At 72.0% G+C, this 19,872-nt stretch carries 23 protein-coding genes; 9 read left to right on the top strand and 14 right to left on the bottom strand.

Features of this window, described 5'->3' with window-relative positions; translation table 11 throughout:
• Genes BR98_RS21970 through BR98_RS36530 form a run of 3 tightly spaced genes read right to left on the bottom strand, consistent with a single transcriptional unit; the run spans position 1 to position 3,583 of the window.
• Positions 1–1,209: an ABC transporter permease gene (locus BR98_RS21970; RefSeq protein WP_035847142.1), complete on the bottom strand. Its 1,209-nt coding sequence runs from the start codon at positions 1,207–1,209 to the stop codon at positions 1–3.
• Positions 1,206–2,039 carry an ABC transporter ATP-binding protein gene (locus BR98_RS21975; protein WP_083976826.1) on the bottom strand — a complete coding sequence of 278 codons (834 nt, stop codon included), beginning with the start codon at positions 2,037–2,039 and terminating at the stop codon, positions 1,206–1,208. The genes BR98_RS21970 and BR98_RS21975 overlap by 4 nt, the downstream gene beginning before the upstream one ends.
• Positions 2,039–3,583, bottom strand: a complete 1,545-nt coding sequence (locus BR98_RS36530; RefSeq protein WP_051970043.1) for an efflux RND transporter periplasmic adaptor subunit — start codon at positions 3,581–3,583, stop codon at positions 2,039–2,041. The genes BR98_RS21975 and BR98_RS36530 overlap by 1 nt, the downstream gene beginning before the upstream one ends.
• Positions 3,584–3,794: 211 nt before the next feature.
• On the opposite strand from BR98_RS36530, the gene BR98_RS21985 reads away from it, so the two are divergent.
• Complete coding sequence (locus BR98_RS21985; protein WP_035847143.1) at positions 3,795–4,349, top strand: sugar O-acetyltransferase; 555 nt, start codon at positions 3,795–3,797, stop codon at positions 4,347–4,349.
• An 11-nt stretch (positions 4,350–4,360) separates the two neighbouring features.
• On the opposite strand, the gene BR98_RS21990 is transcribed toward BR98_RS21985, so the two are convergent.
• Both BR98_RS21990 and BR98_RS36535 read right to left on the bottom strand, forming a co-directional pair.
• Positions 4,361–4,795, bottom strand: a complete 435-nt coding sequence (locus BR98_RS21990; protein WP_035847144.1) for a GNAT family N-acetyltransferase — start codon at positions 4,793–4,795, stop codon at positions 4,361–4,363.
• Positions 4,792–5,958, bottom strand: coding sequence for a PDDEXK-like family protein (locus BR98_RS36535; protein WP_051970044.1), 1,167 nt, complete (start codon positions 5,956–5,958; stop codon positions 4,792–4,794). Before BR98_RS36535 ends, BR98_RS21990 begins: the two co-directional genes overlap by 4 nt.
• 182 nt (positions 5,959–6,140) lie before the next feature.
• Between BR98_RS36535 and BR98_RS22000 the strand changes: the two genes are divergently transcribed.
• Positions 6,141–6,536 (top strand): VOC family protein, encoded by a 396-nt coding sequence (locus BR98_RS22000; protein WP_035847145.1) that lies wholly within the window; start codon positions 6,141–6,143, stop codon positions 6,534–6,536.
• A 10-nt stretch (positions 6,537–6,546) separates the two neighbouring features.
• Here the strand turns inward: BR98_RS22000 and BR98_RS22005 are convergent, their stop codons facing one another.
• Positions 6,547–6,852: a hypothetical protein gene (locus BR98_RS22005; RefSeq protein ID WP_157537879.1), complete on the bottom strand. Its 306-nt coding sequence runs from the start codon at positions 6,850–6,852 to the stop codon at positions 6,547–6,549.
• 108 nt (positions 6,853–6,960) lie between these two features.
• Positions 6,961–8,040 (bottom strand): histidinol-phosphate transaminase, encoded by a 1,080-nt coding sequence (gene hisC, locus BR98_RS22010; RefSeq protein ID WP_035847147.1) that lies wholly within the window; start codon positions 8,038–8,040, stop codon positions 6,961–6,963.
• Positions 8,041–8,404: 364 nt separating this feature from the next.
• Between hisC and BR98_RS22015 the strand changes: the two genes are divergently transcribed.
• Together BR98_RS22015 and BR98_RS22020 are read left to right on the top strand one after the other, a co-directional pair.
• Positions 8,405–9,580: a LacI family DNA-binding transcriptional regulator gene (locus BR98_RS22015; protein WP_063774822.1), complete on the top strand. Its 1,176-nt coding sequence runs from the start codon at positions 8,405–8,407 to the stop codon at positions 9,578–9,580.
• A 567-nt stretch (positions 9,581–10,147) separates the two neighbouring features.
• Positions 10,148–10,939 (top strand): metallophosphoesterase, encoded by a 792-nt coding sequence (locus BR98_RS22020; protein WP_407639478.1) that lies wholly within the window; start codon positions 10,148–10,150, stop codon positions 10,937–10,939.
• Here the strand turns inward: BR98_RS22020 and BR98_RS22025 are convergent.
• Positions 10,936–11,349, bottom strand: a complete 414-nt coding sequence (locus tag BR98_RS22025; protein ID WP_051970046.1) for a YrdB family protein — start codon at positions 11,347–11,349, stop codon at positions 10,936–10,938. The two genes, BR98_RS22020 and BR98_RS22025, sit on opposite strands and share 4 nt — an antisense overlap.
• 60 nt (positions 11,350–11,409) lie before the next feature.
• Between BR98_RS22025 and BR98_RS22030 the strand changes: the two genes are divergently transcribed.
• Positions 11,410–12,189, top strand: coding sequence for a GNAT family N-acetyltransferase (locus BR98_RS22030; protein WP_035847149.1), 780 nt, complete (start codon positions 11,410–11,412; stop codon positions 12,187–12,189).
• Between the two features lie 37 nt (positions 12,190–12,226).
• On the opposite strand, the gene BR98_RS22035 is transcribed toward BR98_RS22030, so the two are convergent.
• Positions 12,227–12,682 carry a GNAT family N-acetyltransferase gene (locus BR98_RS22035; protein WP_035847150.1) on the bottom strand — a complete coding sequence of 152 codons (456 nt, stop codon included), beginning with the start codon at positions 12,680–12,682 and terminating at the stop codon, positions 12,227–12,229.
• Between the two features lie 158 nt (positions 12,683–12,840).
• On the opposite strand from BR98_RS22035, the gene BR98_RS22040 reads away from it, so the two are divergent.
• On the top strand, positions 12,841–13,605 hold the full coding sequence (locus BR98_RS22040; RefSeq protein ID WP_035847151.1) for an SDR family NAD(P)-dependent oxidoreductase: 765 nt from the start codon (positions 12,841–12,843) through the stop codon (positions 13,603–13,605).
• A gap of 42 nt (positions 13,606–13,647) precedes the next feature.
• Here BR98_RS22040 and BR98_RS22045 read toward each other — a convergent pair whose 3' ends face one another.
• Complete coding sequence (locus tag BR98_RS22045; RefSeq protein WP_051970047.1) at positions 13,648–14,349, bottom strand: response regulator; 702 nt, start codon at positions 14,347–14,349, stop codon at positions 13,648–13,650.
• Entirely contained in the window at positions 14,346–15,701 is a 1,356-nt protein-coding gene (locus tag BR98_RS38235) for a sensor histidine kinase (protein WP_051970048.1), read from the bottom strand. Before BR98_RS38235 ends, BR98_RS22045 begins: the two co-directional genes overlap by 4 nt.
• A 275-nt stretch (positions 15,702–15,976) precedes the next feature.
• Here BR98_RS38235 and BR98_RS22055 point away from each other — a divergent pair, with 275 nt between their 5' ends.
• Positions 15,977–16,468, top strand: coding sequence for an NUDIX hydrolase (locus BR98_RS22055; RefSeq protein WP_035847152.1), 492 nt, complete (start codon positions 15,977–15,979; stop codon positions 16,466–16,468).
• A gap of 38 nt (positions 16,469–16,506) precedes the next feature.
• A complete protein-coding gene (locus BR98_RS22060; RefSeq protein ID WP_051970049.1) occupies positions 16,507–17,091 on the top strand; it encodes a MarR family winged helix-turn-helix transcriptional regulator in 585 nt (194 codons plus the stop codon).
• 30 nt (positions 17,092–17,121) lie between these two features.
• Here BR98_RS22060 and BR98_RS36545 read toward each other — a convergent pair whose 3' ends face one another.
• Both BR98_RS36545 and BR98_RS22070 read right to left on the bottom strand, forming a co-directional pair.
• Complete coding sequence (locus tag BR98_RS36545) at positions 17,122–17,577, bottom strand: hypothetical protein (RefSeq protein WP_051970050.1); 456 nt, start codon at positions 17,575–17,577, stop codon at positions 17,122–17,124.
• A 100-nt stretch (positions 17,578–17,677) separates the two neighbouring features.
• Entirely contained in the window at positions 17,678–18,574 is an 897-nt protein-coding gene (locus BR98_RS22070; RefSeq protein ID WP_035847153.1) for a LysR family transcriptional regulator, read from the bottom strand.
• A gap of 119 nt (positions 18,575–18,693) precedes the next feature.
• Here BR98_RS22070 and BR98_RS22075 point away from each other — a divergent pair, with 119 nt between their 5' ends.
• The gene (locus tag BR98_RS22075) at positions 18,694–19,080 is read left to right on the top strand and encodes a VOC family protein (RefSeq protein WP_035847154.1); all 387 of its coding nucleotides are present in this window, start codon (positions 18,694–18,696) and stop codon (positions 19,078–19,080) included.
• Position 19,081: 1 nt separating this feature from the next.
• Here BR98_RS22075 and BR98_RS22080 read toward each other — a convergent pair whose 3' ends face one another.
• Positions 19,082–19,801, bottom strand: coding sequence for a TetR/AcrR family transcriptional regulator (locus tag BR98_RS22080; protein ID WP_035847155.1), 720 nt, complete (start codon positions 19,799–19,801; stop codon positions 19,082–19,084).
• Between the last annotated feature and the right edge of the window lie 71 nt (positions 19,802–19,872).

The raw sequence follows: 19,872 nt of genomic DNA on the forward strand, positions 1-19,872 counted from the left end.
TCACTCGTGCCGCAGGGCGTCGATGGGTCGCAGCGAGGCGGCCCGGTTGGCCGGGTAGCTGCCGAAGAAGAGGCCGATCGCCACCGCGATCCCGAACGCCCCGAGCACCGAGGACGGGATCACCACCGGCTTGATCCCGACCACGCTGAAGTGCGAGCCGATGATGCCCACCGCCACCCCGAGCCCGGCGCCCAGCACCGAGAGCAGGGTGGACTCGGTGAGGAACTGACCCAGGATCACGGCCTTCGGCGCACCGAGCGCCTTGCGGATGCCGATCTCCCTGGTCCGCTCGGTCACCGTGACCAGCATGATGTTGGTGATCCCGATCCCGCCGACCAGCAGCGAGATCGCGGCCACCGCGCCGAGCAGCACGGTGAAGGTCTTGCTGGTGCTCTCCCGGGCGGTGAGCAGCGAAGTCTGGTTGCTGACCCGGAAGTCCAGCTTGGTCGGGTCGGTCAGCGAGTGGGTCCCCATCAGGATCTGGGTGATCTCGGACTGGGCCTGGGTGGTGGTGTCGGCCGAAGTCGCCTGGACCAGGATCTGGTTGACCGAGGCGAAGCCGGTGAAGGCGTTCTGCACGGTCGGCAGCGGGGCGATCACCACGTCGTCCGGGTCGTTGAAGCCGGTCGCGCCCTTGGTGGCCAGCACGCCGACCACGGTGAACGGGGTGCCGCTGATGCTGATCTTCTTGCCGACCGGGTCCTCGGTGTCGAAGACCTGCTTGGCCGTGGTGGAGCCGAGCACGGCCACCTTGCGGGAGTTGAGCACGTCGTCGTTGCTGAAGTAGTCGCCGGAGGCGATCTTCTCGTTGGCGGTCTCGAAGTACGCCGGGTAGGTGCCGATCACCGAGCCCGGGGTGTAGGAGACGTTGCCGTAGAGGGCGCTCGCGGAGGTGGTGACCACCGGTGCCACCGACTTGATGTCGGGGGCGGCGCTCGGGTCGGCCAGCGCGCGGGCGTCGTCCACGGTGAGCTTCTTGACGGTGGACGCGGTGCGCGCACCGCCGCCCGCGCCGGAGGAGACGGTGAGCGAGTTGGTGCCGAGCGAGGTGATCGAGTTCTTCACCGCCTCCGAGGAGCCGTTGCCGACCGCCAGCAGCAGGATCACCGAGGCGACGCCGATCAGCACGCCGAGCATGGTGAGCGCGGAGCGCACCTTGTTGGCCGCCAGGCCCGCGAAGGCGAAGCGGATCATCTGCCAGAGGATCATCCGTGTGCTCCCACCAGCTGGGCGTGCTTCGGCGGCGGCCCGGCCACCGGGCCCTGCCGTACGTCCGAGACGATCTGACCGTCCACCAGCCGCAGCACCCGCTTGGCGTGCGCGGCCACCTCGTCCTCGTGGGTGATCAGCACGACCGTTCGTCCGGTCGCGTTGAGTCCGTCGATGATGTTCAGTACCTCTTCGGTGGAGCGGCTGTCCAGGTTGCCGGTGGGCTCGTCGGCCAGCAGCATCGCCGGGGCGGTGACCAGTGCGCGGGCCACCGCGACGCGCTGCTGCTGGCCGCCGGACAGCTCGTTGGGCTTGTGGTCGGCCCGGTCGGCGAGGCCGACCAGGGAGAGCGCCGCCTCGGCCCGCCGGCGCCGCTCGGCCGCCCGGACGCCCGCGTAGGCGAGCGGCAGTTCGACCTGGGCCAGCGCGGTGGTGCGCGGCACCAGGTTGAAGGACTGGAAGATGAAGCCGATCTTCCGGTTGCGCACCAGGGAGAGCTGCCGCTCGTCCAGGTGGCCGACGTCGATCCCGTCCAGCAGGTAGCGGCCGGCGGTCGGCACGTCCAGGCAGCCCAGGATGTTCATCAGGGTGGACTTGCCGGAGCCCGAACTGCCCATCACCGCGACGAAGTCGCCCTGCTCGATGTCCAGGTCGACGCCGAGCGGCCGACCGTCGGCCGGATCGGACCGACCGCGCAGCGCGTGCACGGTCGCGTCGCCGTGGCCGTAGGACTTGGTGAGCCGGCGGACCTGGATGACGGGCGGCGGCGGGCCCTGCCGCTCCTGCGGCGACTCCGGTGGGGGGCCCGGCTTCCGGGGCCGACGGGCCATCAGTTGCCGCCCTTGCTGCCGGTGGTCCGCGCTCCGCCGCCGGAGCCGGTCCGGCCGGTGCCGCCGCCGAGGCCGCCCGCCCCGCCGCCGAAGCCGCCGGGGAACGAACCGCTCGGGAAACCGTTGCTGCCGCCGGCCGTGGTCGCGACGATCTGCACCTTGTCGCCCTCGCTCAGACCGGAGACCACCTGCACCGTGGAGTCGCCCTGCACGCCGACCGAGACGCTGACCCGCGAGGTGCTGCCGTCCGGCTTGACCACCGTCGCGGTCCGGGTCGACCCGGTGCCCGCCAGCGCCGCCGCCGGCACCGAGAGCGCGTTGTCCGCCTCGCCGGTGACCACCGAGATGGTCGCGCTCAGGCCGGTGCGCAGCTTGCTGGTGTCGCCGGTGATCTGCAGCACCGCGCCGTACTGGACCGCGCCGGTGGAGCCGCTGCCGCTACTGGTGGGCAGCGAACTGACCGACAGGACCGAGGCGTTGAGCGTCGTGTCGGACTGCGCGTTGAGCGTGACGGTGGCGGCCTCGCCCTTCTTCAGCTTGAGCGAGTCGAGCTCGGAGAAGGAGGCGGAGACCTGCATGCCGCTGGGGTTGGTGATGACGATGAAACCGGCGGGGGTGGTGCTGCTGGTGCTCGTCGAGCTCTTGGCGCTGCTCCCGGTACCGGTGCTGCTGCCACTACCGCTGCCGGAGACCGTCTCCCCCACCTTGTTGGAGATGGAGGCCACCGTGCCGCCGACCGAGGCCGTGAGCGTGGTGCCGGCCAGGGCGGTCTGGGCGTTGCCGAGGTTGGTCTGCGCGGTGCTGACCTGCTGCTGGGCCTGGGTCACCTGCTGCTGCGCCTGGGCGACGGCGGCGTCGTCGACCTTGGTGGTGGTGATGGTGGTGTACTGCGGCACGGGGGTGCTGTTCGTGCTTCCCCCGCCGCCGCTGCCACTGCCGGCGCCGCTGCCGCCGCTGTTGCTGCCGCGGGAGGTCGACGGGGCCGACGGCTGGCTCTGGTCGGCGCTCGGGCTCGCGGCGGCCGACGCGGGCGCCGACGGGCTCGGGTTCCCACCGCCGGCCGGCCGCGGGCTGGTCAGCGAGGCCTGCACCGCGCCGTTGCCCTGTACCGGGACCTGGCTGGTCGTGGTGGTGCCCGCCTGTGCCTTGGCCAGGTTCGCCTGCGCGGTGGCGAGACCGGCCTGGGCCGTCGTCAGCGCACCGTTCGCGGCATCCACCTGCTGCTGGGCGACCGTGGTGTCGACGGTGGCGAGCACCTCGCCCTGCGTCACCGTGTCACCGACGGCCACCTTGACGGCGGTCAGCTTGCCCCCGGTCACGAAGTCCTGGGCCGCGTCGGTGGGCGAGGACAGGGCGCCGGATCCGGACACCGTGGCCAGGACGGTCCCCTTGGTCACGGTCGCCGTCCGGGCCGCCGGCCTGCCGGCCGCGGCGCTGCTGGTGCTGTTCACCGTGGTGTACGCCAGCACGCCCCCGGCGAGGAGGGCCGCACCGAGCACTGAGTTGACGAGGACGGCGCCACGCCGTCGCGGGAGGACCTTCATAGCGCACAAGAGTCGCCCGACGCTCTTGCGATGCCCTGAGCACCACCTGAGCGCCCGCTGAGCCGCGCACTCCCGCCGATCACCGACAAATCCGGACAGATCGGCCGTTCACCCGTTGCGCCGGGAAACACTGTTGGCGCAACTCCCAGCATCTTCCCAGCCACCTCGGGCGCCGCGTTCACCCCCGTCACCACCGGGGTAGGGCCCTGGGATGGGAACGAACAAGAAGCTGATGCTGGCCGGCGACTGGTACCTCCCCGACGACCCCGAGCTCGCCGCCGACACCCGCCGCCGGATCGAGCTCTGCGCCCGGTACAACGCCGCCGAACTCGCCGAGCCCGCCGAGCGCCGCGCGATCCTGGCCGAACTGCTCGGCCCGCTCGGCGAGGACGTCCGGATCCGGGCCCCGTTCCGCTGCGACTACGGATACCGGATCAGCATCGGCGCACGGACCTTCGTGAACTTCGGCGCGGTCTTCCTCGACGCGGCGCCGATCGTGATCGGCGCCGACGTGCAGATCGGCCCCAACGTGCAGCTGCTCACCCCCACCCACGAGCTCGACCCCGAGCGCCGCCGAGCCGGCTGGGAGCGCGCGCTGCCCGTGACCATCGGCGACAACGTCTGGCTCGGCGGCGGCGTGATCGTCTGCCCCGGCGTGACCATCGGCGCCGACACCGTGGTCGGCGCCGGATCGGTGGTCACCAAGGACCTGCCGGCGGGTGTGCTGGCGGTCGGGAACCCGGCCCGGGTGCTGCGGGCCCTGTGACTCCAGAGGCCCTAGAGGTCGATCTGGTAGCGGACGAAGCCGCGGTTGTCGGCGACCTTGTCGTAGAGCAGGCGGGCCGTGCTGTTGGTCTCGTGGGTCATCCAGTACACCCGCATGCAGCCCCGCTCCCGGGCGAACTCGGCGACCGCCTCGATCAGTGAGCGGGCCACGCCCTGGCCACGCACGTCGGCGGCGGTGAACAGGTCCTGCAGGTAACAGACGTCCGGGCCCGAGGTGTTGGCGTGCACCAGGAAGTGCGTGATGCCGACCAGGCGACCGTCCAGCTTCGCCCCGAGCGCGTGCGTCCGGGAGTCCGCCTGGAACTCGCGCCAGGACCGGTCGTACATCTCCTGGGGCTCGGTGCGCTGGTAGAAGTCGATGTACGCGCGGAACAGCTCCTCCCAGGCGGGGCGGTCGGCGGGGGTGAGCTTCTCGATTCTGATCATGTGACAGATTCTGCCGTCCGCAGGCTCTCCATCACCGTCGCGTCCGCCCGCCAGCCTGCTGTCACGCTCTCCACCACCCGCTGCGCGAGGCCGTCCAGGACCGGGAGGCCGGGCGGCGGGGTGAGTGGGAGGTGGGCCCACCGGGCCCAGTGCCGGCCCCACTGCTCGCGGGCGAAGTGGGCGGACACCGCGTCCCGCAGGCGGGCGTCCTCGCAGTAGAAGCCCACGAAGGGGGACCACCGGGGATCGTCCGGGTCGACCCGCTCCAGCCGCTGGCCCAGCCCGAACCCGCAGCGCGGCCGGCCCGGCACGAGCCACTCCTTGTGCCCGAGGACCACCGCCACCTCCTGGTACTCGTGCAGCTCGCCGACCGCCGTGTACTCGATCCGCGCCACCGCCAGCCCCGCCCCGAGCTTCGGCGCCAGCGCGCTCAGCGCGGCGTGGGCCCGGTCCGGCAGCCCGACCAGCAGCCGCTTGGCCGCCTTCTGGGCGGTCAGCATGTCCTGATTGTTCGTCAGCCAGAACCGGGCCGCCGCCTCGTCCACCGGACTCATACCGAGCAGCTCCTCCAATGCGTTGAGGTAGTCGCGGGTCACCGCGCGACCCCGTTTCTCGTGCTCCCCGCCCCACCGCAGCGGCGCCCGCAGCGCCACCGCCAGGTCCTGCGCCAGATCCACCAGCGAGACCGCCCGGAACCGGCCGTCGGCCGGCGCCACCCCGCTCGGCGTCAGGTAGACGAAGACCGGGTCCGGGCAGTGGGCGAAGTCATCGGCCTGCCGGCCGGTCTGGCCCTTCCCCTCACCGGCCCGGATCTTGAGCTCCACCACCAGGGTGAAGCCGGGGCCCGCCACCACGATGTCCGGTCGGCTGGTCGCCCCGGCGATCTGACGGTCCACCAGGGAGCGGTCCAGCGCGGCGGGGCTCCGCGTCAGGTCGCCGCGACCCGCTCGGCGCAGCAGCGCGGCCAGCACGGCCGGGCCGAGGCCGTGCGTGGCCTGCGGGTCCAGCAGGAAGGCGAGGTAGCGCTCGTGTGCGGCCTCCTGCGCCTCCCGGTCCAGCACCCCGAGCGCCGTGGACGGGCCGCTCAGCCACTGCCCGCTCGCCCGCAACCGGGTGAGCTCCGCCGCATGCCGCGCCCAGCGCTGGTCCGCCACCATCGCCACCCCCGCTCCTCGCCCGCCCCGCCCCGGCTCCGGCTCCGGCGAGCCGCTCCAGCCGTACCCGAGTGTCCATCACTCCACCTCCAGCAGTGGGACGTGCCTGCTGCCGTACGAGGTCCGGTCGAGGCCCAGTCCGTAGAGTAGACAGGCCCACTGACGATCCGTCCGCCGATCCGGAGGCCACCATGACGTCCCGTGTCCGCAGCATCACCTTCGACTGCGCCGACCCGTTCGAGATCGCGGGCTTCTGGTCCGCCGTCACCGGGCGGCCGATCCACGACGACAGCACCGAGGACTCGCCCGAGGTCATGCTCGCCGCCCCCGACGGCAGTGAGCTCCCCCACCTGCTCTTCATCGGTGTGCCCGAGGGCAAGAGCGTCAAGAACCGGGTCCACCTCGACCTCCAGCCCGAGGACCGCACCCGCGACGAGGAGGTGGACCGCCTGCTCGGCCTCGGCGCGAAGCTGCTCGCCGACCACCGCCGCACCGACGGCACCGGCTGGGCGCTGCTCTGCGACCCCGAGGGCAACGAGTTCTGCGTGGAGCGCAGCGAGGTGGAGCGGGCGGCAACCGGAGGCTGAACGGCCGGCCTCAGGACTCCCGGTGTGCCCAGAACTCCGGGCTGATCCCCAACTCGCGCAGCCAGCTCAGCTCGCCCCGCTCGATGATCGCGTCACCGTGCTGCCGCAGGAGCTGCAACAGGTCGCTCTCCGGTCCGCCGCCCAGTGCCTGACGGACCGTCGGCAGGTCGGCCGGCGGCACGGTGATCACGTACTCGTACTCCAGCCCCCGGAGGTCCTGCCCCTTGATCCGCAGGGCACCGTCAGCCGTGAGCGTCATCGTGACCCGCACACGCTCCCAGGGGTGGAACCGCACCTCATGCGCCATCGCAGTCATGAGGCGACCCTAGGCCTGCCGGGTCGTCCGCCGGGAGTCGGGCCGTCCCTCACCGGGCCCAGCAGGGGGTGCCGGTACCGCCGGCACCCCCACCCCGCCGCCCCGGCCTCAGAGCTCCTTGCGGAACCCGTCAGCCACCGTGAGGAACAGGTCGTTCGCCGCCACCTCGCCGATCGTCACCCGCACGCCCTCGCCCGGGAACGGGCGGACGATCACGCCGGCCGCCGCGCAGGCGGCCGCGAAGTCCACGGTGCGCTCGCCGAGCCGCAGCCAGACGAAGTTGGCCTGCGAGTCGACCAGCGGCCAGCCCTGCTCGGCCAGCGCGGCGGACACCCGGGTCCGCTCCTCCACCAGGGCCTGCACCCGGACCAGCAGCGCGTCCTCGGCGCGCAGCGAGGCGACCGCCGCGTCCTGGGCGAGCTGGCTGACGCCGAACGGGATCGCGGTCTTGCGCAGAGCGGTGGCGACCGACTCGTGCGCGATCGCGAAGCCGACCCGCAGGCCGGCCAGGCCGTAGGCCTTGGAGAAGGTCCGCAGCACGCAGACGTTGGGGCGCGAGCGGTAGAGCTCGACGCCGTCCGGGACGGCCTCGTCGCGCAGGAACTCCCGGTAGGCCTCGTCGACGACGACCAGGATGTCGCTGGGCACGGCGTCCAGGAACCGCTCCAGCTCGGGGCGGCGGATGGCCGCGCCGGTCGGGTTGTTCGGGTTGCAGACGAAGATCAGCCGGGTCCGCGGGGTGATCGCGGCCAGCATCGCGTCCAGGTCGTGCGCCTCCTCGGCGGTGAGCGGGACCGCGACCGGGGTGGCGCCGGCGACCTGGGTGATGATCGGGTAGGCCTCGAAGGAGCGCCAGGCGAAGATCACCTCGTCGCCGGGGCCGGCGGTGGAGAGCACCAGGGACTGGGCGACGGAGACCGAGCCGGTGCCCACCGCGATGTGCTCGGCCGGCACCTCGAAGCGGCGGGCCAGCTCCTCGGTCAGTTCGGTGGCCGCCATGTCGGGGTAGCGGTTGAACGAGCCGGCGGCGGTGACAGCGGCCTCCAGCACGCCGGGCAGCGGCTCGTAGGGGTTCTCGTTGGAGGACAGCTTGAACGCGTCGGCGCCGGCGGGCTTGCCGGGCTTGTAGGTCGGGATGCCGTCCAGGGTCGGCCGAAGCCGCGGGCCCTGCGCTGCCGTACCGCTCATGGTGGTGCTCTCCTTACTGTCAACGGGTCCCGCCCGGTAGGGCGCGCCCCTCGGACCACTGCGCGCCCCGTTCACGCTCCGGCGCTCGATCGAGCGCTGGTCGCGTACGCGGCATCCTGTCCCCGGTCGGGTGCCCAGAACGATACCGAGCGCGCTCACCCGTGCGGGTGAGATGTCCGGCCGGGTCGGCACTGCGGATCAGCCATTGTCTCTCGTTCCCATGGCACATGTCAGAGGTAATCGGCCGAAATCAGACCCCTGATCCAAGGACCGGAACGCGCAGCCAACGTGAAGAAACGGTTCTTCCGAGCCCTCGGCAGGCGTGGTTCAGCGACGAGCTGACGCACCATACGATCGGTCCGCCATGACAGCAGCAGCCAACCAGAGCGGTCGGCGACCCACCACTTCACGACGTCTGGAACGGGCCGGCATCCGGGATGTGGCAGCAGCCGCCGGAGTGTCGATCACCACCGTCTCCGACGCCCTGAACGGGAAGGGCCGCCTGCCCGACGAAACCCGCAGCCGAGTGCGCGAGGTCGCCGAGCGCCTCGGCTACCGGCCGTCCGCCGCCGCCCGGACGCTGCGCACCGGCCGGTCAGGACTGATCGGACTGACCGTCACCACCTACGGCGAGGAGCCCTTCACCTTCACCGAGTTCGCCTACTTCGCCGAGATGGCCCGGGCCGCCACCAGCGCCGCACTCGGCCGCGGCTACGCCCTGGTGGTGCTGCCGGCCTCCTCCCGGCACGACGTGTGGAGCAACGTCGCGCTGGACGGCACCGTGGTGATCGACCCGGCCGACCAGGACCCGCTGGTCAGCGAGCTCTACCGGTCCGGCGTCCCGGTGGTCAGCGACGGCAAGCCGGGCAACTGCCCGGTCACCGCCTGGGTGGACAACGACCACGAGGCCGCCGTGCTCGGCATCCTGGACCACCTCAGCGAGGCCGGCGCCCGCCGGATCGGCCTGCTCACCGGCACCAGCACCGACACCTACACCCGGCTGTCCACCGACGCCTACCTCGGCTGGTGCGACCGGGTCGGCCAGGAGCCGGTCTACGAGGCCTACCCCGCCCACGACCCGGCCGCCGGCGCGGTCGCCGCCGACCGGCTGCTGGCCCGTCCGGACCGTCCGGACGCCGTCTACGGCCTCTTCGACCCGAACGGCACCGACCTGCTCGCCGCCGCCCGCCGCTACGGCCTGCGGGTCCCCGACGACCTGCTGCTGGTCTGCTGCAGCGAGAGCGACGTGTACGCCGGCACCGAGCCGCCGATCACCACCCTGTCGCTCAAGCCGCGCCGGATCGGCACCACCGTCGTCAACCTGTTGATCGACGCGATCGAGGGGGTCGACTCCGGCACCGGCCTGACCGCCGACACCCCCACCACCGGCGCCCGGCTCTTCCCGCCGCGCTTCCGCACCGCCGGCACCGGACCGCCGCCGGGCACCCTGATGCCCACCGAACTGATCGTCCGGGCCTCCTCGCAACGCCGCAGCCCCCGAACCACCGTCAGCCCGCCACGGGCTCCCGGCGAGGTCTGAGCGAGCTGGAGCTGGAGGTCTAAACCTCCGTTCGGACAGATTGGATACCCACCGGGTGAGGACGACGGGAGAGTGGTCTTCCTATGATGGGCGGATGACACCCGAGGACCGCTTCCCCGGGCCTGAACCGCACCACTCAGGCCCCCACCCGCAGCAGGACCTCGACGTGCTGCCGTACGGCTCGTACTTCGAGCCCAACCCCCCTCAGGAGTACCCGGGTTCAGCCGGCGAGCCGGAGGGCCTGCCCGGCGGCCGGGACGCCACCTACAGCGGGTACGGCGGCGCCCGGTACCTGGAGCAGCACTGGCCGGTGGCCGGCCACGCCACACCGGCGGGCGGCACCCAGCCGCTCTTCCTGGCCCCCCGCAGGCCCCGCCGGTCCACGAAGGCGGCGAGTCCGTCGGCCCCCAGAGCACCCAGACCACGCACGGCACCCTCGGCCCGCACAGCTCGCACGACGACGACCCGCCGACCATCGAGCTCGGCCCGCCGATCACCGAGGACAACCCGTACGCCGCCGGCTACGGTCAGCCGGTCGGCGACCCGGGCCCGGTCGGCCCGCTCTACGTGGTCGGCGACGTACACGGCTACCTGGACGAGCTGCTGCTCGCGCTGCACCAACAGGGCCTGGTCGACGCGGACGGCCACTGGTCGGCCGGCCGCTCCCGGGTCTGGTTCCTCGGCGACTTCACCGACCGCGGCCCCGACGGCATCGGCGTGATCAACCTGGTGATGCAGCTGGCCGCCGAGGCGGCCGCCGCCGGCGGCTACTGCCGGGCCCTGATGGGCAATCACGAACTGCTCTTCCTGGGTGCCCACCGGTACGGCGACGAGCCCGTGCAGTCCACCGCGGGCACCGCCTCGTTCCGTGCCGCCTGGCTGCTCAACGGCGGCCAGCAGCACGACCTGGAGCGGCTGGAGGGCCACCACATCAGCTGGCTCTCCCGGCTGCCCGCGATGGCGCTGGAGGACGGCCACCTGCTGCTGCACTCCGACACCACCGCGTACCTGGAGTTCGGCGACTCGATCGCCGATGTCAACGACGCCGTCCACAAGCTGCTCGCCGACGACGGCGCCGACGAGTGGTGGGACGCGTTCCGCCGCTTCACCAAGCGGTTCGCCTTCCGCGGCGCGGGCGGCCCGATGGCGGCCGGCGAGCTGCTCGCCACCTTCGGCGGCCACCGGGTGGTGCACGGGCACAGCCCGATCCCCTACCTGACCGGCGAGGCCGGATCGGAGAGCGGCGAGCGCCCGTACGTGCCGGGCCCGTACATCTACGCCGACGAACTCGCGGTGGCGATGGACGGCGGGGTCACCATGGAGGGCCGACTGCTGGTGGCCCGGCTGCCGGTGGACTAGGGGCGGTCCGCCCGGTCGACGTTGTCGAACTTCTCAACGTTGTCGACGCCCTGGGACCCGAAGAGCGAGTCCCGGTAGCGCGCGGCCAGTGCCGTGTTGGCCAGGCAGAGCAGCGCGAAGGCCAGGCCCCACGGCCACCCCGCCAGCACGGCCAGGGCCGCCGAGCCGCAGCCGAAGACCGCCGCCTTCACCCCGTACACCCCCGCGCGCGGCAGCTTCACCTTCGCGCGCGGGGCGGCGTAGCGGCCCCAGACCGCGGCGGCCAGCAGCGGTGCACCGAGGCCGAGCAGCAGGTGGACCAGCAGGCCGCCGCCAGTGCTCCACCCCCACCAGGCCAGGAACCCCAGCGCGGCGAGTTCGATCAGGAAAGCCAGACCCTCGTTCGCGTAACGCACTCCCCGTGGCAGCATGCCCGGCACCCTACGGGAAATCCCCTTGTCTCCGGCAGGCGGGGCACGCACCATGACGGCATGTCAGACCTCCTCGCCCGGGTCACCGCGCTCCGCTCCTCCTTCGCCCGCCGCCAGTCGGCACGGACCGTGGAGGTCACCGGGGGTGTGGCGGTCGGCAACCCTGACTTCCCGGCCTCCCAGGAGCACAACCAACTGCTGGTGGAATCACCGGCGACGGCTCCCGCCGAGCTGCCCGCCCTCGCGGAATCGGGCCTGGGCCCGCGCCGCCAGTACCGGATCACGGTGCTGGACGAGGCCGTGGGCAGCGCCTGCGCACCGGCCCTGCTGGCCGCCGGGTACGCGCAGGACACCGAACTCGTGATGGCCAGGTCCACCCGGGGCGCCAGGCTGCCCGAACCGGCCGCGCAGCCCGTCGGCCTGCCCGAGCTGCGGCCGGCGCTGGCGGCCCAGAACCTGGTGTGGCTGCCCGGCGAGCAGCAGGCCGAGCTGCGGCGCCAGCTCGTCGACCGCCGCGCGGTCCGGCGTTGGGGCGCCGACAAGGTGCTCTTCCTGGCGGTCCGCACGAGGGACGGCAGCGTCGCCGCCTGGGCCGACCTCTACCTCTGGCCCCGCGAGGGGATCGCGCAGCTGGAGGACCTGGCCACCGCCGATGCCCACACCCGGCAGGGCCACGGCGACACGCTGCTCGCCACCGCGCTGGCGCTGGCCGCCGGGGCGGGCTGCCCCGACCTCTTCCTGATCGCCGATGCCGAGGACTGGCCGAAGGACTGGTACGCCCGCCGCGGCTTCGAGGTGATCGGGCGCAACCACAGCTTCCTCGGCTCCCCCGAGCGCTAGACCGCTCAAGCGCGGGTCCGCTCAAGCGCCGGTCCGCTCAAGCACTGGAACCGGAGAGGTCCGGCAGCTCCTGGGCGAAGTGGAAGGCCACGATCGACATCCGCCGCCCGTGGAAGAAGCGGTGCGCGCCGTGGTTGGAGACCCCCGAGTCCAGCTCGATCCGCACGCAGCCGGCCTGCCGGGCCCGCAGGTCCAGCTCCACCACCAGGCGTTCGCCGACCCCGGCGGAGCGCGCCTCGGGGTCCGTCACCAGGTCGTCGACCAGCAGCAGCCGTCCCCGGCTGGTCGCCAGCACCCGGTGCGCTGCCACCCCCAGGCAGCGCCAACGCTGGTCGTAGGCGGCGGTGAAGACCAGGCCCTGGGCGTGCGCCTCGGCCGCGAAGGTGGTGAACTGCGCGCGGGTGAGCCCCGGGCGCAGGTGCCGGATCAGCGGGGCGACGTCGCGCTCCATCTCCATCTGGTCCGGCGTCACATCACAGATGATCAGCTCCATGGCCGCCAAGCCTACGCACCCGCCGCGGTACCACTTTCGGCTCGTGTCAGGGACACCTAAGGAGAGCGGGGGCCGTCTGAGGGGGTGACGGGCCCTACCGTGAGTGGACCCTCGTAGCGCCCACCCACCCAGCCGCCTCCCCCGCAGGAGGGCCCGCGATGAGCCAACCCCCCGGCCGGATCGCCGTAGTTGCCGGTGTCGGCAACGACATCGGCCTGGCAACCGCCCGCAAACTCAGCCGCCACGGCTACCGGATCGCCGTGGTCGACCGGAAGGAATCCCTCTGTTACCGCGCCCTGGAGGCGGTCAGCGCCGACGGCGGTGAGGCCCAGGCCTTCACCGCCGACGTCCGGCTGCTCCATGAGGCCGAGGCCGTGATCACCCGGATAGCCGAAGACCTCGGCGAACCCTCGGTCCTGGTCAACAACACCTCCCAGCTGCCGGAGTTCGCGCCCAGCTCGCTGTCCGGGACGGCGGCCGACTGGGACAGCCAGCTCCGCTCGGACCTGCGCGCGCCCTACCTGCTCAGCAACGCCGCCCGGCGCCACCTGACCGCCCAGGGCTGGGGGCGGATCATCACCGTGGCCCGGCCGCTGGTCAACGGCGAGGGTCGGGACCTGGCCGCCGTCGCCGCCGTGGACGGGGTGCGCGGCCTGACCAAGGCGCTGGCGGTGGAGCTGGGACCGCACGGCGTCACGGTCAACGCCGTGCTGCCCGGACTGATCGCCACCGAACAGGCCCGCACCGCCGCCGACCTGGCCGGTACCGGCTTCGAGGAGGCCCACAAGGCCGCCCTGGACCTGATCCCGGCCGGACGGCCCGGCACCCCGGAGGAGGTCGCCGAGGCCATCTGGTTCTTCGCCTCGGACGGCGCCGACTTCGTCAACGGGCAGGTGCTGCACGTGGCGGGCGGGCCGGTCTGACCGCCACGAAGCCGGCGGCGAGAGGGCCGACGGCGAGCAGGGCTAGCGGCGCCCGTACCCCGGCACGCCGCGCCCGCCGGCCGGGTCGATCAGCTCCAGCTCCACCGCCTTGTTCACCGCGTCGATCCGCGAGACGGCGTCCAACTTGCCGAAGATGTTCCGCAGATGGCGCTTCACGGTGCCCTCGGTGATGCCCAGCCGACCGGCGATCTGACGGTTGCTCAGGGCCTGCGCCGTCCAGCGCAGCACCTCCACCTCGCGGCCGGAGAGCCCGCCGTTCTGCTCCCCCGACTCGGCGGCGGCCGCCCGCTGCAAGGCCTCCGGGCTGACCGAGACGGTGACCGTGCGGCGCCCGTTCTCCTCGCGCTGGCGGATGGTGGAGACCAGGGTCTCCCGGCTGACGCTCTTGTGCAGGTAGCCGCGCACCCCGAGGGCCAGCAGCTCCTGCACCAGGCGCTGGCCGTCGTCCATGCTCAGCACGATGATCCGGATCTCCGGGTCGCGCTCCAGGATCCGGCTGACCGTCACCGGCGGATCGTTCTCCGGCATCTCGATGTCCAGCAGCACCACGTCGGGGCGGTACTGCTGGGCCATCCGGATCGCCTCGGTCCCGGTGCCGGCCTGCGCCACCACCTCGAAGCCCGGCTCGGTCACCAGCAGGTCGCAGAGCGCCCCACGCAGCAGCGTGTGGTCGTCCGCGACCAGGATCCGCACCGGCTCGGCCTGTTCCCACTCCTCGGTCATGCCCCCGCCTGCCCGTCAATCGGAATCCAGATCAGCACCTGGGTTCCCTGCCCGGGCGCCGAGTTGATGTGCAGCGTGCCGCCGAGCAGCTGGACCCGCTCGCGCATGCCGTCCAGCCCGTTGGAGGTGCCCTCGGCCCGGACCGCGGCCGGATCGAACCCCCGTCCGTCGTCCAGCACTTCGGCCTGCACCTCGTGCGGTGCGATGTCGATGTGCACCACGATGTTGCCGGCCCGCGCATGGCTCAGCGCATTGCGCAGGCACTCGCGGACCATGATGAACAGCTCCTCGGATATCTGACTGGGCACCCAGTCCTCGGAGCCCTTGACCCAGATCTGCACCGCGCCGCCGACCTCCGACATCGAGGCGGCGAAGCCCTTGAGCGCCATCTCCAGCGAGCCGGAGACATTGGACTGCCGCAGCTCGGTGACCAGTTGCCGGGTGGTGTCCATGGCCTCGAGGACGGCCGCCTTGGCCGCCTTGACGTGCGGCGAGAGGTCCGAGCCGGCCCGCAGCTCGTGCAGTTCCAGCTGACGCATCGCCAGGCTCAGCGAGTTGCCCAGCTGGTCGTGGATCTCCCGGGCCAGTTTGCGCCGGCCCAGGTCGTGCAGCTCCTGCACCCGGCTGAGCAGGAAGGTGTCGTAGCCGACCGAGCCGATCGCCAGCCGCCGGCTGACCCCCTCCTGCAGCGAGCGGACGGCCGCCGTGTAGTTGCCGCCGCAGTGCCCGCAGCGGGTGGCGGCGGCCGCCAGTTCCTCGGCCCAGCGCTCCGGCGCGCTGCAGTGCTCGCACACCCGGTCGTGCTGCGGCGGGGCCTGCGTGTCGGCCTGCGCGGCGTGCGCCGCGTGCGCCGTGTGCGGCGCCTCGTGGTTGGCGGCGGCGTGGTTGGGGACGGCATGGTTGGCGGCGTGGTTGCCGGCCACCGCCCGCGCCAGCGCGGCGAGCACGATGTCCAGCAGCAGCATGCCGGCCCGGATCGAGTGGGTCAGGTGCAGACCCTGCCGGATCCGCTCGCCACCCAGGTTCACCACCTCGGCGATCTCGGTACCGGTCACCGTGGCCTTGCCCTCGGCCAGGCTCACCGCACAGTCCATCAGGATCCGGCGGGCCTGCACCACGCACTGCTCCCAGGCCTCGGGATCGGCCACCAGCGGGCTGTTGATGGCCCGCAGCCCCTCCTGGTAGCTGGCCAGCACCTCCGGCTCCTGGCTGAGCAGCCGCTGCGCCGCGCCCTCCTCGCCGTCCATCCTGGTCAGCACGGCCACCGGCTCGGGCAGTGTCCGATGCCCCTTGCGGCCGGTCCGGTCCACCGGCCTGAACGGCAGCACCGATCCCATGTCCTCGACGTTCACTGGCCACCCCTTCCCCCGAGGCCCCTGCGCGGACGCGGTCACTTCGGCGGCCGCCGGTCCCTCAGCCTATGGCGGGACCGTAGGGTTGACGCCAGCGATCGCGCCGACTGATCCGTAGGGTCGGACCCCGCCCGGCGCACTGTGCGAGGTCCCCGCGCGCACTGTCCCGGATCGGCACCGGAAAGCGGGCCCAGCCGGCCTGAGCCCCGGTCGGGATCCGGGCCGAGCCCGGTCAGGCTCCGGGCCGAGCCCGGTTGGGCCCTAGGCTGGGCCGCATGGCCATTCCACCGTTCATCGCCGAACTGCGCGCGCTCGTCGGCACCCGTCCGCTCTGGCTCTCCGCCGCCTGCGCGGTGGTGCTGGACGAGCAGGACCGGGTGCTGCTCGGCCGCCGCGCCGACACCGGCGCCTGGGCACTGATCGGCGGCATCATCGACCCGGGCGAGCAGCCCGCCGACACCGCCGTGCGCGAGTGCTACGAGGAGGCCGGGGTTCGGGTGCTGCCGGAGCTGCTCACCTCGGTCACCGTCTCGCCGCCGATCACCTACGCCAACGGCGACCGGACGCAGTACCTCGAACTCACCTTCCGTTGCCGGGCGGTGGGCGGCGAGGCCCGGGTGAACGACGACGAGTCGCTGGAGGTGGCCTGGTTCACCCAGGACGCACTGCCGGAGCTGGACGCGTCCAACCGGGAACGCCTGAGGCTGGCGCTGGCGTGCAAGGGGGAGACGGCCTATATCTTCACCGCACCTGAACTGCATGATTGACGGATCGTCATATCACTTGACTAGAGTACGACTTCATTATGAAGCAGGTACACAAGTCGCCGCTCCAGTCCGCCGGCAGCCTGGCCCACGACGCCGATGACTGCCTCTACGACCCCAACATCCGCAGCGTCATGGCCGAGTTCACCCTCGGCGACGAAACCCTCGACCTGGAGGCCGCCAGCGCTGTCCGCACCGCCTACCACGCCGTCGAACGCCTGCGCAGCCGCGGCGCCCAGGGGCGCGGACTCAGCTCCGGCGCCCTCGACATCCTGATCCGGCTCAACGCCACCACCGGCGAGGCGCTCAGCATCGGCGACCTGGCCCGCGCGGCCGGCGTCACCTCACGCAACATCACCGGCCTGGTGGACACCCTAGAACGGGAGGGCCTGGTCGAACGGGTCGCCGACCCGAACGACCGGCGCTCCGTCCTCACCCGCATCACGCTGGCCGGCCGCAGCCGGCTCGACACCTTCCGCCAGCCGAGCCAGCGCGCCATGGCCGCCGTCTTCCAGGGCTTCACCCCCGAGGACCTGACCCAGCTGCGCCACCTCTGCCTGCGCCTGGTGGAGAACCAGCAGCGGATCGAGTACTACCTCGAGCAGACCGAGGACGCACTCTCCTGAGCCCTGCGGGCACTGCTGGTCAGCTACTGATCAGGCCTGCGGCTGGTCCGCCGGAGCCGGCTGCGCCTGCGGAGCCTGAACCTGCTGGGCCTGCACCTGCTGGACCTGCGGGGCCTGCACCTGCGGCGGCACGGGCTGCTGGTACGGGTTCGGCTGCTGCTGGTAGGGGGTCGGCTGGCCCGGCTGGAACTGGATCGGCTGCTGCTTCGCCTTCTTCGCGGAGAGCGAGCGGACGAACTGGACGATCATCACCACGGGCAGGATGAACGCCTTGAAGAAGAAGATGACCGTGCCGCCCTGGAAGATGAACGCCAGGTAGAACCCGTACCCGATGAAGCCGACACCCGCGACACCGTTGAACGCCCGCCAACCGGCGCTCAGCCCGCTGGAGTTGATCAGCGCGATGCCGATCATCGCAAGACCGCTGACGAACAGCAGCACCACGTACCACGCGAGAAGCGGATCGGCACTGAAGTCAAGGTTCACTAAGACTCACCCGTAAGGTTCACATAAACATCCGATAGGACCGACCGCGCACAGTACTGGATCACGCCGCTCGGCGTCTCCATGATTCGCTGACGAACCTTCACCGCCCCGCGAGCAGCGCCCCCGCGTCCGTCACGGCCCGCACGAACTCGCGTACCCGCGCCGTGGAGTTGCTCTCCAGCCAGATCGGTCCCCGCTCGATCGGCGGCACGTCGCGGATCGGCACGTACGCGAGGTCCGGGCGCGGGTAGTACCGCCGGCAGTGCGCCCCGACCGGGAGGACGCCCCGGCCCAGCGCGACCAGCGAGAGCATCTCGGAGAAGGTGTTGCCAGCCGGCCCCTGCGGAACGGGGCGGCCCGACGGGGTCCGGTCCGGGGTGCGGTCGCGCTTGAACGATTCGGAGGTGACCGCCGGGTACTGCACCACCGGGTAGTCCGCGAGGACTTCGATGGAGACCGAGTCCGCACCGGCCAGCGGGTGCCCGGCGGCCACGGCCAGCACCCGGTCCTCCGACATCACCGCCGGCCCGGTGGCCATGCCCTCGAAGGGGTACGAGGCGATCAGCACGTCCACGGAGCCGTCGAGCAGGCTCGTCCGGGTGTCGGCCAGTTGGGCTTCGCGGACATCGACCCGGCAGTCGGGGTGCCGCTCGGTGAACAGGCTGACGGCCCTGAGCAGGACCGGTGCGGTCCACTCGCCGAGGAACGCGACCCGCAACTCGCCGGTGACACCACGCCCGGCCTCGACCGCCCGGTGGATCGCCTCGGCGAACCGGGCCACCAGCGGTGCCAGGTCCTCGGCCAGTCGGCGCCCGATCGGGGTGAGCTCGACGACGCGACTGGTACGTTCGAACAACGGGGCGCCGACGGCACGTTCCAGCTTCTTGACCACCTGGCTGACCCGCCCGGTGCTGACCCGCAGCCGCTCGGCGGTACGGCCGAAGTGCAGTTCCTCGGCGAGCGCCAGGAAGGTCTCGATCTCATGCCGTTCCCACATGCCCGCCCCCACCGTTGAATCTGGCTCAACGATCGTAGTCAGTTCGCGCCTTGATGGCCGCTCGCGCCCGGTGGATCGTGGAAGACGTCACCCTCGCCCCACAGGAACCGGAATCCACCATGCGCGTCAAGGCCTTCGACCACCTCGTGCTCAACGTCCAGGACGTCGAGCGCGCACTGGACTTCTACACCGGGCCGCTCGGCCTGGAGCCCGTCCGGGTCACCGAGTGGCGGGCCGGCAAGGCCCCCTTCCCCTCGGTGCGGATCAGCCCCGAGACCATCATCGACCTGGTCGGCCGGCCCCGTGGCGAGTCCAACGTCGACCACCTCTGCCTCGTCGTCGACCCCCTGGACTGGCAGCAGGTCATCGACTCGGACGTCTTCACCGTCCTCGAGGGCCCGGTCCCCCGCTACGGCGCCCGCGGCACCGCCACCTCCGTCTACGTGCAGGACCCGGACGGCAACACCATCGAACTGCGCTGGTACCCGCAGGACGCCGAGAACTGAGTCAGGACCGGTGGGCGGACGTCCAGCCCTGGCGGTGGAGGCGTTCGAACCCGTCCAGCAGGAGATCGAGGGCGAACTCGAACTCGAACTGGTCGTCGCAGCCCTGGCCCACGACCGATGCGTCGTCGTGGGACCGGGCCAGGACGATCTCGACGATGTGCGGATACCTGGCGGCCATCGCGCGCAGCTCGCCCGCCCGCAGCTCCGGATCGACGCTCGGCCCGGCGCTCGACTCGGCGCTCGGCCCGGTGTTGAACAGTTCCTGGGTGAATCCCCACACGCGACTGCCCAGCGCGTGCATCGCGTGGTGGGTGAGGTCGGCGGAGAGACCGCCGGCACGGAACATGCCGATCACCGAGTTCAGGTAGTCCAGCACGCCGGGCGTGGGGTTGGTGCGTGACTCGATGACGCGCGAGGCCCAGGGGTGGCGCAGCAGCGCCCGTCGGGCCGACAGGATGCGTTGGCGGATCGCGCGCCGCCACTCGGCGTCGCCGGCCGGAGGGTCGATCTCGCCGACGATGACGTCCACCATGCCGTCGAGGAGTTCTTCCTTGTTGGCCACGTGCTTGTAGAGCGCCATCGGCACGACGTGCAGCTCCTGGGCGAGGCTGCGCATGCTCAGCGCCTCGATGCCGGCGTGGTCGGCGAGCGCGACGGCGGCCCGCAGCACCCGGTCCCTGCTGAGCGGGGTCCGACGCGCGGCGTCTGTCTGCTGGCCCATCCGAAGCTCCTCCCTTGACGGGTGTACCCCGTACACCTTAGCGTTTGGGCCCGCAGGTGTACGCCGTACAC

It is taken from the genome of Kitasatospora azatica KCTC 9699, assembly GCF_000744785.1.
Classification (GTDB): Bacteria; Actinomycetota; Actinomycetes; order Streptomycetales; family Streptomycetaceae; genus Kitasatospora; species Kitasatospora azatica.